This window comes from Bacillus gaemokensis, from assembly GCF_001590835.1.
GTDB classification, from domain to species: domain Bacteria; phylum Bacillota; class Bacilli; order Bacillales; family Bacillaceae_G; genus Bacillus_A; species Bacillus_A gaemokensis.
Window position 1 is genome coordinate 101,925 of record NZ_LTAQ01000006.1, and the last position, 14,079, is coordinate 116,003.

13 protein-coding genes are annotated in these 14,079 nt (G+C 35.4%); 9 read left to right on the top strand and 4 right to left on the bottom strand.

What is annotated here, in order from left to right; genetic code table 11:
- Positions 1 to 38: 38 nt before the first annotated feature.
- Entirely contained in the window at positions 39 to 1,739 is a 1,701-nt protein-coding gene (locus AZF08_RS08990; protein ID WP_033678884.1) for a M4 family metallopeptidase, read from the top strand.
- Between the two features lie 50 nt (positions 1,740 to 1,789).
- Here AZF08_RS08990 and AZF08_RS08995 read toward each other — a convergent pair whose 3' ends face one another.
- Positions 1,790 to 2,338: a TVP38/TMEM64 family protein gene (locus tag AZF08_RS08995; RefSeq protein WP_033678886.1), complete on the bottom strand. Its 549-nt coding sequence runs from the start codon at positions 2,336 to 2,338 to the stop codon at positions 1,790 to 1,792.
- Between the two features lie 144 nt (positions 2,339 to 2,482).
- Between AZF08_RS08995 and AZF08_RS09000 the strand changes: the two genes are divergently transcribed.
- The 5 genes from AZF08_RS09000 (at position 2,483) to AZF08_RS09020 (ending at position 6,440) form a co-directional block, all read left to right on the top strand.
- Positions 2,483 to 2,785 carry a metal-sensing transcriptional repressor gene (locus tag AZF08_RS09000; RefSeq protein WP_033678883.1) on the top strand — a complete coding sequence of 101 codons (303 nt, stop codon included), beginning with the start codon at positions 2,483 to 2,485 and terminating at the stop codon, positions 2,783 to 2,785.
- 16 nt (positions 2,786 to 2,801) lie between these two features.
- Entirely contained in the window at positions 2,802 to 5,192 is a 2,391-nt protein-coding gene (locus AZF08_RS09005; protein ID WP_033678882.1) for a heavy metal translocating P-type ATPase, read from the top strand.
- A 94-nt stretch (positions 5,193 to 5,286) separates the two neighbouring features.
- Positions 5,287 to 5,490, top strand: a complete 204-nt coding sequence (copZ, locus tag AZF08_RS09010; protein WP_033678881.1) for a copper chaperone CopZ — start codon at positions 5,287 to 5,289, stop codon at positions 5,488 to 5,490.
- Positions 5,491 to 5,633: 143 nt separating this feature from the next.
- Complete coding sequence (locus AZF08_RS09015; protein WP_033678880.1) at positions 5,634 to 6,152, top strand: RNase A-like domain-containing lipoprotein; 519 nt, start codon at positions 5,634 to 5,636, stop codon at positions 6,150 to 6,152.
- A gap of 15 nt (positions 6,153 to 6,167) precedes the next feature.
- Complete coding sequence (locus tag AZF08_RS09020) at positions 6,168 to 6,440, top strand: hypothetical protein (protein ID WP_033678879.1); 273 nt, start codon at positions 6,168 to 6,170, stop codon at positions 6,438 to 6,440.
- A gap of 4 nt (positions 6,441 to 6,444) precedes the next feature.
- Here AZF08_RS09020 and AZF08_RS09025 read toward each other — a convergent pair whose 3' ends face one another.
- From AZF08_RS09025 to AZF08_RS09035, 3 genes are all read right to left on the bottom strand, one after another.
- A complete protein-coding gene (locus AZF08_RS09025; protein WP_033678878.1) occupies positions 6,445 to 7,698 on the bottom strand; it encodes a VanW family protein in 1,254 nt (417 codons plus the stop codon).
- Positions 7,699 to 7,925: 227 nt separating this feature from the next.
- Entirely contained in the window at positions 7,926 to 8,942 is a 1,017-nt protein-coding gene (locus AZF08_RS09030; RefSeq protein ID WP_407639471.1) for an LCP family glycopolymer transferase, read from the bottom strand.
- Positions 8,943 to 9,136: 194 nt separating this feature from the next.
- Positions 9,137 to 10,315, bottom strand: a complete 1,179-nt coding sequence (locus AZF08_RS09035; RefSeq protein WP_033678876.1) for a NupC/NupG family nucleoside CNT transporter — start codon at positions 10,313 to 10,315, stop codon at positions 9,137 to 9,139.
- Between the two features lie 92 nt (positions 10,316 to 10,407).
- Here AZF08_RS09035 and gloA2 point away from each other — a divergent pair, with 92 nt between their 5' ends.
- The 3 genes from gloA2 to aspA all read left to right on the top strand — a co-directional run bounded on the left by gloA2 (position 10,408) and on the right by aspA (position 13,868).
- Complete coding sequence (gene gloA2 / locus AZF08_RS09040) at positions 10,408 to 10,794, top strand: SMU1112c/YaeR family gloxylase I-like metalloprotein (RefSeq protein WP_033678885.1); 387 nt, start codon at positions 10,408 to 10,410, stop codon at positions 10,792 to 10,794.
- A gap of 115 nt (positions 10,795 to 10,909) precedes the next feature.
- Positions 10,910 to 12,220 carry a hemolysin family protein gene (locus tag AZF08_RS09045; protein WP_033678875.1) on the top strand — a complete coding sequence of 437 codons (1,311 nt, stop codon included), beginning with the start codon at positions 10,910 to 10,912 and terminating at the stop codon, positions 12,218 to 12,220.
- 214 nt (positions 12,221 to 12,434) lie between these two features.
- The gene (gene aspA / locus AZF08_RS09050) at positions 12,435 to 13,868 is read left to right on the top strand and encodes an aspartate ammonia-lyase (protein ID WP_033678874.1); all 1,434 of its coding nucleotides are present in this window, start codon (positions 12,435 to 12,437) and stop codon (positions 13,866 to 13,868) included.
- Positions 13,869 to 14,079 lie beyond the last annotated feature (211 nt).

A 14,079-nucleotide genomic window follows, 5' to 3' on the forward strand; every position in this document is an offset into this window, starting at 1 on the left:
CTTTTTCAAAAAAAATTTTTATTAGGGGGAAGGTTATTATGAAAAAGAAGAGTTTAGCATTAGTGTTAGCGACAGGAATGGCAGTTACAACGTTTGGAGGGACAAGCTCTGCATTTGCAGATTCAAAGAATGTGCTCTCTACGAAAAAGTACAATGAGGCAGTACAGTCACCAGAGTTTATTTCAGGTGATCTAACTGGAGCAACTGGAAAGAAAGCAGAATCTGTTGTGTTTGATTATTTAAATGCAGCAAAAGGCGAGTATAAGTTAGGAGAAAAGAGTGCAGAGGATTCATTCAAAGTGAAACAAGTGAAAAAAGATGCTGTAACAGATTCGACAGTGGTACGTATGCAACAAGTATACGAAGGAACACCTGTATGGGGGTCTACTCAACTAGCTCATGTTAGTAAAGATGGATCATTAAAAGTACTATCTGGAACAGTAGTACCTGATTTAGACAAAAAGGAAAAATTAAAAAACAAGAATAAGATTGAAGGAAAAAAAGCAATTGAAATTGCGCAGCAAGATTTAGGATTAACACCAAAGTATGAGGTAGAGCCAACAGCGGACTTATATGTATATCAAAATGGTGAGGACACAACTTATGCATATGTTGTGAAATTAAACTTCTTAGAGCCAAAACCAGGAAACTATTATTATTTCATTGAGGCAGATAGTGGTAAAGTGTTAAACAAATACAACACAATTGATCATGTAACAGGTGAAGATAAGACACCGCTTAATCAAGAGGCTGTAAAACAAGAGGGGAAAGCGGTTATTAAACCTGTAACAGGAACAAATAAAGTAGGAACAGGTAAAGGGGTATTAGGAGATACAAAATCCCTTAATACAACATTATCTGGATCTTCTTATTACCTACAAGATAATACTCGTGGGGCAACAATTTTCACATATGATGCGCAAAATCGTTCTACGTTACCTGGAACGTTATGGGCTGATGCAGATAATATTTTCAATGCAAGTCGTGATGCGGCAGCTGTAGATGCTCATTATTATGCAGGGAAAACATACGATTATTATAAAAATACGTTTAACCGAAACTCTATTAATGATGCGGGAGCACCATTAAAATCAACAGTTCACTACGGAAGTAATTATAACAATGCTTTCTGGAACGGTTCTCAAATGGTATATGGAGATGGAGATGGGTATACGTTTACTTCATTATCTGGTGGAATCGATGTAATTGGGCATGAATTAACACATGCTGTTACAGAATATAGTTCGAATCTTATTTATCAAAATGAGTCAGGTGCGTTAAATGAAGCGATTTCTGATGTTTTTGGTACATTAGTAGAATACTATGATAATCGTAATCCGGATTGGGAGATAGGTGAAGATATTTATACACCTGGTCAAGCAGGGGATGCCCTTCGCTCTATGAGTGATCCAACGAAATATGGCGATCCAGATCATTATTCTAAGCGTTATACTGGATCAGATGATAACGGTGGTGTGCATACGAACAGCGGTATTATTAACAAAGCGGCTTACTTACTAGCGAATGGTGGCACACATTACGGTGTAACAGTGAATGGTATTGGTAAAGATAAAGTAGGGGCAATTTATTATCGTGCAAATACACAATACTTCACTGAATCTACTACATTTAGTCAAGCACGTGCAGGATTAGTGCAAGCGGCAGCTGATTTATATGGTGCAAACTCTGCGGAAGTTACAGCGGTGAAGCAATCGTATGATGCTGTTGGTGTAAAGTAGTTTTCACTCCCCTTTATATAGAATAAAAAAGGAGCATAATAGCTCCTTTTTTATTTTTTCTTCCACTTTTTCCATATATACAATACCCCAATGCAACCAGCAATCGTTATAATCCATTTTGCTTCACTTGTCCCATTCATAACATGGTATGCAGAATACACTTCAATAAGCAATGCAGGTATTTTTCCTATTGTACTTGCAATACTGAAAGAGAATAATGACATTTTTCCTAAAGCTGCGAATAAAGTGATGATGCTCGATGGAATAAATGGAACAAGGCGAAAAGATAGAACGAGTAAAAATGCCTCTTTACCTTGTACATAAAGAAGACGCTCTACTTTTGGATGGTTATTGACTTTGTTATGTGCAAATTTTTGCAAACCTAGTCGATAGAAATAAAAGGAAACAATTGCTCCTAATGCTTCACCAGTAATTGATATGATCGTTCCGTCTGTTAAACCAAAAAGCTGTATATTGATTGCAGTTAAAAATATGCTTGGAATAAAACCAGCTAAGCTAATGATGATATTGAATAAAATGCTAAGTGGGATTGCAATTGTGTAATGCTCTGTAAGTAAATCACGAATCATTTCTTGCATATAGTTATATCCTTTTGCTTTTTTTAGCATTACACCATATTTAGGGCATATAGGCAAGTGTGGATTTTTTAAATTTTTATAAGTAAACACTTGAAAATTCATACCCCTTACGGGTATAATGTATGCATAGGAGGGGGTATATTGATGGATCATTGCTCAAATCAAGAAAAGATGGTTCCACGAACGGATGAAGAAATTGAGAAAGTTGTAAAACGGTTGAAAAGAATTGAAGGTCAGGTTCGCGGTATACAAAAGATGGTTGAAGACAATCGCTATTGTGTAGATGTGCTTATCCAAGTTTCTGCAGTGCAAGCAGCGTTAAATAAAGTAGGTTTCTCATTGTTAGAGCGTCATACAAATCATTGTGTTGCCAAAGCTATTCAAGAAGGTAATGGAGATGCATCTATTCAAGAGTTGATGAAAGTCATCAAACAGTTCTCAAAATAGAAGGGAGACGAACTGTATGAGTAAAACAAAACAAATAACGGTTGGTATTGATGGAATGACTTGTTCGGCTTGTTCCGCCAGAATTGAGAAGGTGTTAAATAAACTAGATGGTGTAGAAGCAAATGTGAATTTAGCGATGGAACAAGCGACAGTTCAATATGATGAAGATGAACAATCTTTAGAGGTAATTACAAATCGTATTGAAAAATTAGGATATGAAGTTCGAACAAAAAAAGTAAATCTAGATATTGAAGGGATGACATGTGCTGCATGTTCAAATCGGATTGAAAAAGTAATTGGTAAAATGGAAGGAATCGAAAGTATTACGGTTAATCTGGCGATGAACACTGTAACAGTCGTATATAAAGACGGTCTTATTACAATAGAAGATATTTTAGAAAAAATAACGAAAATAGGTTATAAAGGTAAGCTTCAAGATGAGTATGGACCTAATAAAAAAGAAGAGCAATTAAAAAGGAAACAAAAACAACTGTTTCTGTCTATTCTGTTATCATTACCGCTCCTTTATACAATGGTAGCACATATGCCTTTTGAAACGGGATTACCGATGCCGCATTTTTTAATGAATCCATGGGTGCAGCTACTATTTGCAACGCCAGTACAATTCTATATAGGTTCTCAATTTTATATCGGAGCATACCGTTCATTGAGAAATAAAAGTGCAAATATGGATGTCCTTGTCGTACTTGGTACATCAGCGGCATATTTTTATAGTCTTTATGAAGGATTGAAAACATTACAAAATCCGTCTTACTCACCACAGCTTTATTTTGAAACGAGCGCAGTGCTTATTACATTAATTCTTGTCGGAAAATATTTTGAAGCAGTTGCGAAGGGAAGAACGACAGAAGCCATTTCGAAATTATTAAGTTTACAAGCAAAAGAAGCCCTTGTCATCCGTGAAGGGAAGGAAATGCTGATTCCGATTGAAAGTGTTGTTATTGGAGACACGATTGTGGTAAAACCAGGTGGAAAAATACCTGTAGACGGTATAGTGTTATCAGGTATATCTGCAGTTGATGAAGCGATGATTACAGGTGAATCTATCCCTGTTGAAAAGCAATCTGGAGATGCTTTAATAGGAGCAACGATTAATAAAAATGGTACATTAACAATGCGTGCTGAAAAGGTCGGAAAAAATACAGCACTTGCGAGTATTATTAAAATTGTAGAAGAAGCGCAAGGATCAAAAGCGCCGATTCAGCGTATGGCAGATACAATTTCTGGTATATTCGTCCCGATTGTTGTAGCTGTTGCTGCAATTGCCTTTTTCGTTTGGTACTTTGCAATTACTCCGCAAAATTTACCGCAATCACTTGAAGTTGCTATAGCGGTATTGGTAATCGCTTGTCCTTGTGCGCTTGGTCTTGCAACGCCAACCTCTATCATGGTTGGAACTGGAAAAGGGGCTGAGAAAGGTATCCTCTTTAAAGGTGGAGAGTATTTAGAAGCAACACATAAAATTAATGCTGTTTTATTAGATAAAACAGGCACTGTTACAAAGGGAAAACCAGAAGTGACGGATGTAATGAGCTTGCAAGATGATATGTTTATACTTGCTGCTTCTGCTGAAAATGTTTCGGAACATCCATTAGCATCTGCAATTGTAGAATATGGAAAGCAAAAAGAAATCAATTTATTACCTGTAGAAGAATTTCGTGCAGTACCTGGACACGGGATTGAAGCCATTATAGAAGATAAATCAGTTATTATTGGAACTCGAAAATTAATGAGTGAACACGGTGTTAATATAGCAGAATATGAGGACGTAATGAGCAAGCATGAAGCGGACGGAAAAACGGTTATGCTTGTAGCGATTGCAGATCAATTTGCAGGAATGATTTCTGTTGCGGATACGATAAAAGAAAGTTCAAAAGAAGCGATTCATGCGATGAAATCTTCTGGGATTGCTGTTTACATGGTAACAGGTGATAATAGCCGAACTGCAGAAGCGATTGCGAAGCAGGTAGGTATTGAACATGTGTACGCGGAAGTATTACCAGAACAAAAAGCGAATATTGTGGAACAATTACAGCAGCAAGGTAAGAAAGTAGCAATGGTTGGCGATGGGATTAACGATGCGCCAGCATTAGCAAAAGCAGATATTGGAATGGCAATTGGAACAGGGGCAGATGTAGCGATTGAAGCTGCAGACGTTACACTAGTTGGAGGAGACTTAGGACATATTCCACAAGCGATTGATTTAAGTCAAAAAACGATGAAAAATATCCGTCAAAATTTATTTTGGGCTCTATTTTATAATGCGATTGGTATACCAATCGCGGCAAGTGGTCTATTAGAATCTTGGGTAGCGGGTGCAGCGATGGCATTTAGTTCTGTTTCGGTTGTAACGAATGCTCTTCGATTGAAGCGTGTTAAAATCTAAAGTGAAGATAATTTTTTAGGGTGGTGTAACTTACTATAGGTGGCACTATCCATAAATAATAAATAAAAGGATTATAATTGAGGAGGAATTAGAAATGAATGTAATATTAAATGTGCAAGGAATGACATGTAATCATTGTAAAATGGCTGTGACAGGTGCATTGCAAGAATTAGCAGGGGTAAATAGCGTTGAAGTTGCATTACAAGCAGGTACAGTAACTGTTGAATATGATGAAGAAAAAGTAAATCTAGAGCAGTTGAAAGATACGATTGAAGAGCAAGGATACGATATTGTATAAAGTTGGATTGCTGTTAATTAGGTAAATATTCATACAGGAACAATAAGAAAAAGCGTGTAGGATTTTATGATTCTACTCGCTTTTTTACATGTAAAATTGACTTTTTGTGAAGTTACGATAATAATCATGAAAGAGGTGATATGATGAAACGAATAGGTAGCATTTTCTTTAGTACATTGCTTGCAATGATTCTTATTTTAAGTGGTTGTGTAGGAAAAGAACAGAAAAACGCGAATTCGAAAGAAAATAGTTCAACATCAGTAGAGAAAATTAATAATAACATTTTAGATGAAATGGAAGGCCCACCGAAAAATGGTCATACAATAGAACGGCATGTTGGAAAAACAGAAGAGCAGTTAAAGGAACGGTTACGTACAGACAAAGTATCAGCTGCAAGTACATACTACGATAAAGAAACGGCAACAAAAGCGGTAAAAGATAGTTTAAAGCAACATGAGAAGGAAATTGAAAAGTGGTTACAGAATTCGAAAGAAAATCGTCTTGTATTAAATACGAAGCATTCATTTCCTGTTGGAAAAACAGTATTAAAGAAAAATATGAGTGTAAAAGACAAGCTTGTTAATACAGTTACTGTTTTAGCGAGAGATAAGTCAGGGGAATTAGGATTTAAGATCATTACTTCCTATCCATCGGATAAATAAGAAAGGGGGAGTAGTATGTATCCAACACTACAGTATTTTTTTAAAGCATATTGTACGTTAAGTGTGCATGAAGAGGAAATAATCAGTGTAATGACGGAGTTTTTGGAGCAAGAGGAACCAGAAACTGTTGCGAAATTGCAACAGGAGTTACTACATATCCAAAAGAAAGAAGCATGGGAAGACGGATGTGAATTAGCTGCTAAAAAAGGAAACCGTATATGGTCTTTAGAAGAAACAAAAAATCATATAGAGACATTTATACAGTTACTACAAAACAAAAAGGCGTGATGAATCACGCCTTTTTGTATACACTTTTTGAAATTTGTCCATTTGAGATGACTTGCCCATTTTGTGTTACTTTTTTATGTGTGACTGCGGTAATTTTATTTTCAGTCTCACCAATTACTTTTGATGAAATTTCTACATTCTTCCCAGTTGGTGTACCGAAAATACGTGTAGTTATACTACTACCAGTAGAGAATGCTTGAATATAAATATATTTGCCTGTATTATTTTTGAATTTTAAATCAGGACCATAATCTGCTACAGCAGCATCTTGCCCAAGTGGTAAATAATGAACAGGCATAGAGTGATTACTACGAGCAACAACTCCTAAATCAGCACGTAAAGCTGCGCTGTATAGAGTACTACTTACTTGGCAAACACCTCCACCAGCACTTTGGACAACTTTTCCTTGTAAGTATACAGCAGCCGATTTATAACCGTGTGCTGCATCTGTAATGCCAACACGCCCGTTGAAGCTAAATGTTTCATCAGGTGCCACGATTGCTCCACTTAAAGTATTAGCCGATTTATTTACATTAAATGATTGGTTTCCATTCCGACCGGCCATAGGAGTAGAATATTCAGCAATAACTTCTGTGATGCCCATATTTTGTATATCTTCTGTAGAGCGTTCTGGTTTTATGGAGGCAATCGGGAGTTTAATATCTTGTGTACCCGCAGCGATAGCTTTGGTAGTTAAGTCTTTTAATTGTTCTTTATCAATTTTTTCACCATTTTGACTTTGACTAATATTTATGGTTGTTCCTGAAATACTTAATTCTGCGTTTATAGGTTTTTTAAGGGCATCATTGTATTTTTCTTTCATAAAAGCATCGTAAGTAGCAGTATTTAACTGTGGTTTTAATGTATATTCGCGTGTTAATTCGCCACTTTCAGCTTGTTTTCGCATTTTATAGCGATTCATAATATTTCCATTTTGTTCTTTAAAAATATTTTTTACAATATCTTTTTCTTTATATTCTACACCTAGATCTTTCCACGTATAAGTTTGTGTGCTGTCTTGGAATGTATAGTTGAGAGATTTTTTGTTTAATTCATCTACTTTTTGTTGAATAACTTCTTGAACCTCTTCTTTGCTCTTACCATCAAGAGAAGTACCTTCAAATGTAGTATGTGGCAATACAGTTGTATCAAGTTGTTTGTTTAATTTAGATACGTATTGATAACCACCAATGCCACCTGCGCAAAGTAATATACCACCAACGACAGCGGAACCGATAAGTAAGTTACGTAACTTCATTTATTTCCCCCCCAAAAAAATGAATATATAAAGTTATATGTATTCTGTTTTTCACGTATGAATGATGAAAATAGTATTATGCATGTACTAGTATACTATTTTTTCAACTTCCGGTGTAATATTTTTATAAAAAATGTTACACTTCTGTAATATTTGTCTCTTTTTGTCATTATTTGCGAAAAAATTATAATAAAAAGGCTGCTGAAAAAATTCTAGCAGCCTTTTTATTATAATTTTTTATGCTCAGTTTTATTCGTAACACCAAGATGTTGCTTTAAAGTTGTAGATATATCATGGACGCTTTTTTCATCCGGAATGTAGTAATAGGTACCACCAATATATTTATCGTCACCTTTTACTTGAAGCTTATCCATTTTTAAGTTTGAGCCCATTGAACTTTTTGTAATTGTCATTATGTCGTCAAACGTCAAGTTTGTTTTTAAATCATGATTCACAGCATCTAATAAGCCACCAATTTTATTAAGAGAGTTTATTGATAATGCCTTTTGGGCAGTGGCTTCTAAAACAAGTTGTTGGCGTTGACCTCGCATATAATCGCTATCGATATGACGAGTTCTTGCTAAAGCAAGTGCTTCCTCACCATTTAAATGTTGAAGCCCTTTTTGTAGATGAATGGCATCTGGTTCATCTTTGCTGTTTTGCTCTGTGAATTCAACAGGGACGTTTACATCGATACCACCGAGAGAATCGACAATTTTCATAAATGATTTAAAGTTAAATTTAACATAGTAGTCAACAGGAACATTTAAAAGGTTCTCAACTGTATCAATTGTGCTATCCACACCACCGAATACGTGAGCATGAGTAATTTTATCTTGTTTATCACGTGATTTAATATATACGCGGGAGTCACGTGGTATACTAACAAGCTTTACAGATTTATCGCTTTTATTGATTGTGGCAAGTAATAGTGCATCTGTACGTATTGCTTTGCCATACTCTTTTTCGCGAATATCACTTTCGTCAACACCCATAATGAGGACGGATATATTATCTGTCATAGGTTTAACAGCTTTTTCACGTTTATTGGATTTATCGCCCCTGTCTAATTCAGAATATGCATTATTAACAATTGATTTCGCTTTACTATATATGTGGAAGAAATAGCTTCCGCCACCGATTGTTACAACGAGTAATGGGATCAGAATGAACCAAAGCAGGCGCCTTCTTTTTACGCGCTTCTTTGAGGTGTTGTTATTTTTTTCGACATCAGAATTCATTATTTGTTCTCCTTTGGATCTTTCAATTTGTATATTTTCTTATAGTGAATATATCAGATGCATTATAAGAAAATATTGTACGCTAAACATAAGTTGTTGTACATGTATAAAAAATAGATGTCCCGATTATTTATGAGACATCCATTCGTTATTATATAGAAAAAGCATGAATAAAAAAAGAATTAAATTTTACCTGCTTATAGCATAATACTTACGATAATTGCAGATAAGATGCTGACAAGTGTTGCACCGTACAATAATTTTAAACCGAAGCGAGCAACCACATTGCCCTGTTCTTCATTTAATCCTTTTACAGCACCTGAAATAATGCCAATAGAAGAGAAATTCGCAAAGGATACGAGAAAGACAGAGATAATACCTACTGTGCGTGGAGTGAGGATATTTGCGAGTTTGCTGAGTTCCATCATGGCTACAAACTCATTCGTTACAAGCTTTGTAGCCATGATACTTCCTGCTGCAACAATTTCTTTACTTGGCACACCAATAAGAAATGCAATGGGAGAGAAGATATATCCAAGTATCTGCTGAAATGTAATACCAAAGATAAGGTAGAATAAATCATTGATGCAGCTAATGAGAGCAACAAAGCCAATTAGCATAGCACCGACAACAATAGCGACGCGAAATCCATCGAGAATATATTCTCCTAGCATTTCAAAAAAGGTTTGCTTATCACCTTTAATCTCTAAAATATCCTCTTCTTCTTTCACATCGTAGGGATTGATAATGAGTACGATAATAAAGCCGCTAAATAAGTTTAAGACAAGTGCTGTTACGACATATTTTGGTTCAATCATCGTCATATAAGCACCAACGATTGACATGGATACGGTTGACATGGCAGAAGCACAAAGTGTATAAAGTCTATGCTTTGGTATCTTTGCAAGCTGTTTCTTTACAGTAATAAATACTTCTGATTGACCTACTATAGCTGAGGCAACAGCGTTATAGGATTCCAATTTACCAAGACCGTTTATTTTGCTGAGGAAAAAACCAATCCAGCGAATACAGAATGGAAGTATTTTGAAATGTTGTAAAATACCAATTAAGACGGAGATAAAGACAATTGGCAACAGTACATTGATGAAAAATGGCATTTCGCCTTTGTTCGTAATGCCACCAAATACGAAATTTACGCCAGATGCAGCATAGTCCAATAATTTCGTAAATAAATTAGAAACCGCTGTTACAAGCACAAGACCAATTTCCGTATTTAATAGTAAATAGGTTAAAATCAACTGTATAAAAAGCATAATGAAAATTGGTTTGAATTTAATATGCTTTTTATTATTGCTGGCAATATAGGCTAGAAAGAAAACAACAACAAGACCGAGAAAAAAAGTAACAAATCTCATAATTAGCCTCCTAAAAGAGATATTCTGTTACATAGGCTTTTCATTTTAAAGGAGAATATGCATGTTTGATAAAGAGAGGAATGAAGGAAAGAATGAATATATCTAGAGTACATCATATCGCAATTATTTGTTCTGATTATAGGTTATCTAAAAAATTTTATACAAGAATATTAGGGTTTAAAGTCCTAAATGAAGTGTACAGAAAAGAAAGGGATTCTTATAAGTTAGATTTATGTGTAGGAGAACAATATCAAATTGAATTATTTTCATTTCCAAATCCACCAAAACGTCCGAGCTTTCCTGAAGCAGCGGGTCTTAGACATTTGGCATTTGAGGTTAAGGATATACAGGAGGCGGTACAACATTTAAACCAATATGGGGTTGAGACTGAACCAATTCGCATTGATGAAATAACGGGAAAACGGTTTGTATTTTTTCAAGATCCGGATGGTTTACCGTTAGAGTTATATGAGCGTTAAAAATTGGGGAATTTTATATAGGTTTGCTTTTTGACAAATGAAGAAACTAAAAGCAAAGTGAAACTTCTTTTAAAAAGGAGGTGTAACTTTAGCTAAGAAAAGCTAAAGGTGTTCTTTGGAAATTACTAAATTAATGACGGTAGCTCTTCTTATTGCATTAACTGGTTTTTTTGTGGCAGTTGAATTTGCAATTATAAAGGTGCGTAGTAGTCGAATAGATCAGCTTGTAGGAGAAGGAAAACGTGGGGCATTGGCAGCGAAGAAAGTAATATCAAATTTAGATGGATATTTATCAGCATGTCAACTCGGGATTACCATTACAGCTCTAGGATTAGGCTGGTTAGGTGAGCCTACTATAAAACATATGCTAGAGCCTGTATTGATAAATAGTTTATTTTCACCGGCAGTTGCAAGTACGGTTTCATTTATTATTGCATTCGCAGTTATTACCTTTTTACATGTGGTAATCGGCGAGTTGGCCCCAAAAACATTTGCGATTCAAAAAGCAGAGCAAGTAAGTTTGTTATTATCTAAACCACTTATTTATTTTTACCGGGTTATGTATCCGTTTATTTGGGCTTTAAATGGATCAGCACGTCTTGTGACAAGTCTATTTGGACTACATCCTGCTTCTGAACATGAGATTGCACATTCGGAAGAAGAATTACGACTTATTTTATCTGAGAGTTATGAAAGTGGAGAGATTAATCAAGCTGAATTTAAATATGTAAATAATATTTTTGAATTTGATAATAGAGTGGCAAAAGAAATTATGGTTCCACGTATTGAAATTGTGGGTCTATATGAAGATGAACCATTTGAAACACATATTAAAATAATTGGGCAAGAAATGTATACGAGGTATCCTGTATTTGGTGAAGATAAAGATGAAATTATTGGGATGGTTAATGTAAAAGATTTATTTATTCGTTATATGGATGGCGACCGGAAGGAAGAATGCTCTATCATGCCGTATACAAGACCTGTTATTGAAGTGTTGGAAAATATTCCGATTCATGATTTGTTATTGCAGATGCAAAAAAGAAGAATTCCTCTTGCTGTTTTATACGACGAATATGGGGGAACAGCAGGTATTGTGACACTTGAAGATATTCTAGAAGAAATTGTTGGTGAAATTCGTGATGAATATGATGAGGATGAATATCCGCCTGTTGAGCATATAAGCGAAACGTGTAAAATTGTAGATGGAAAAGTACTTATTAGTGAAGTGAATGATTTATTTGGATTACATTTAGTCGCAAATGATGTAGATACGATTGGTGGTTGGATTATGGTGCAAAAACAGACAGTTACTGAGGGAGATGTCATGGAGACAAATGGATGGGTTTTCAAGATTATTGAAAAAGATATGCACCAAATTAAACGAGTAGAGATAAAGAAAATCGAGGGGGAAGTAGTTGTTTAATTAGAGGTGCACGGGGGGGGCCTTACTGTTAATGAGATGGAAGGATGGATTAGGGATCCACTTTTATAGAAAAGATATTATTGTTTGCGCTTTCAAGAGAGCTACTATATAGTGAAGGGGAAAATGGAAATATGTTTCGTGTCTTATCAAAATCATATTTTCATAGGAAAAATTTCAAGCCATTGAGCTAGAATGAAAAGTATAGGTGATGAAAATGATTGTAAAGAAAGACATACGTATTGAAAAAGATTTTTTAGGTGAAAAGGAATTACCAAACGCAGCATACTATGGTGTTCAAACATTGCGAGCTGTAGAAAATTTTCCAATAACAGGATATCATGTCCATACTTCACTCATTACTGCAATGGCAATTGTTAAGAAAGCGGCAGCACTTGCGAATATGGAGACTGGATATTTACAAAACAATATTGGAAAAGAAATTGCAGAAGCTGCTCAGGAAATTATAGATGGGAAATTCCATGATCAGTTTATTGTCGATCCAATTCAGGGCGGTGCAGGAACTTCAATTAACATGAATACAAACGAAGTAATTGCAAACCGGGCATTAGAACTGATGGGATTTGAAAAAGGAAATTATGCGATTATTAGTCCAAATACGCATGTAAACATGGCGCAATCAACAAATGATGCGTTTCCAACAGGAATTCATATTGCGACGCTTATGATGTTAGAGAAACTTCTTATTACTATGGAAGCACTTCATCTTGCGTTTACAGATAAAGCAACAGAATTTAATCATGTAATTAAAATGGGACGTACGCATTTGCAGGATGCAGTTCCAATTCGTCTTGGACAAGAATTTGAAGCATATAGCCGTGTACTAGAGCGTGATATAAAACGTATTAGACAGTCACGTCAACATTTATATGAAGTAAATATGGGAGCAACGGCTGTTGGAACAGGATTAAATGCGAATCCTACTTATATCGAGCAAGTTGTAAAACATTTACGAAATCTTAGTGGATTTCCACTTGTTGGTGCAGAGCATTTAGTTGATGCAACACAAAATACAGATGCATATACGGAAGTATCTGCATCGCTCAAAGTATGTATGATGAACATGTCTAAAATTGCAAATGATTTACGTATTATGGCATCTGGTCCGCGTGTTGGGTTAGCTGAAATTCAATTACCAGCTCGTCAACCTGGGTCGTCTATTATGCCAGGGAAAGTAAATCCAGTTATGGCGGAAGTTGTGAATCAAGTTGCTTTTCAGGTTATTGGAAATGATCATACAATTTGTTTAGCATCAGAAGCAGGACAATTAGAATTGAATGTAATGGAACCGGTATTAGTATTTAATTTAATTCAGTCCATTAGCATTATGAATAATGCATTTCGTGTATTCCGTGAATATTGTATTAAAGGGATTACTGCAAATGAAGAATTGTTAAAACAATATGTTGAAAAAAGCGTCGGAATTATTACAGCGGTAAATCCTCATATTGGATATGAAGCAGCATCTCGTATTGCGCGTGAAGCAATTGAAACAGGAAAGTCAGTTCGTGAGCTTTGCTTAGAACATGGTGTCTTAACAGAGAAAGAACTTGATATTATTTTGGATCCATATGAAATGACGCATCCTGAAATAGCTGGTGCATCTTTATTAAAAAATAAAAAATCTTGATACGTATGTATCAGGATTTTTTAGAGTGTGTGGAAACCCTTTAGGGTTTCCAACACTCTGATTAAGATTTAAGGTCAAAGGTATCGAAATCGCAAAAAAATGATAAAAATACAAAAAACAGCCCTTCATTTGACCCTTTTTGGTCAGGTGAAGGGCTATTTTTTTCATGTTTTGACAAGTTGCGGTGAGATATGCCTGCATTTGGACAGAC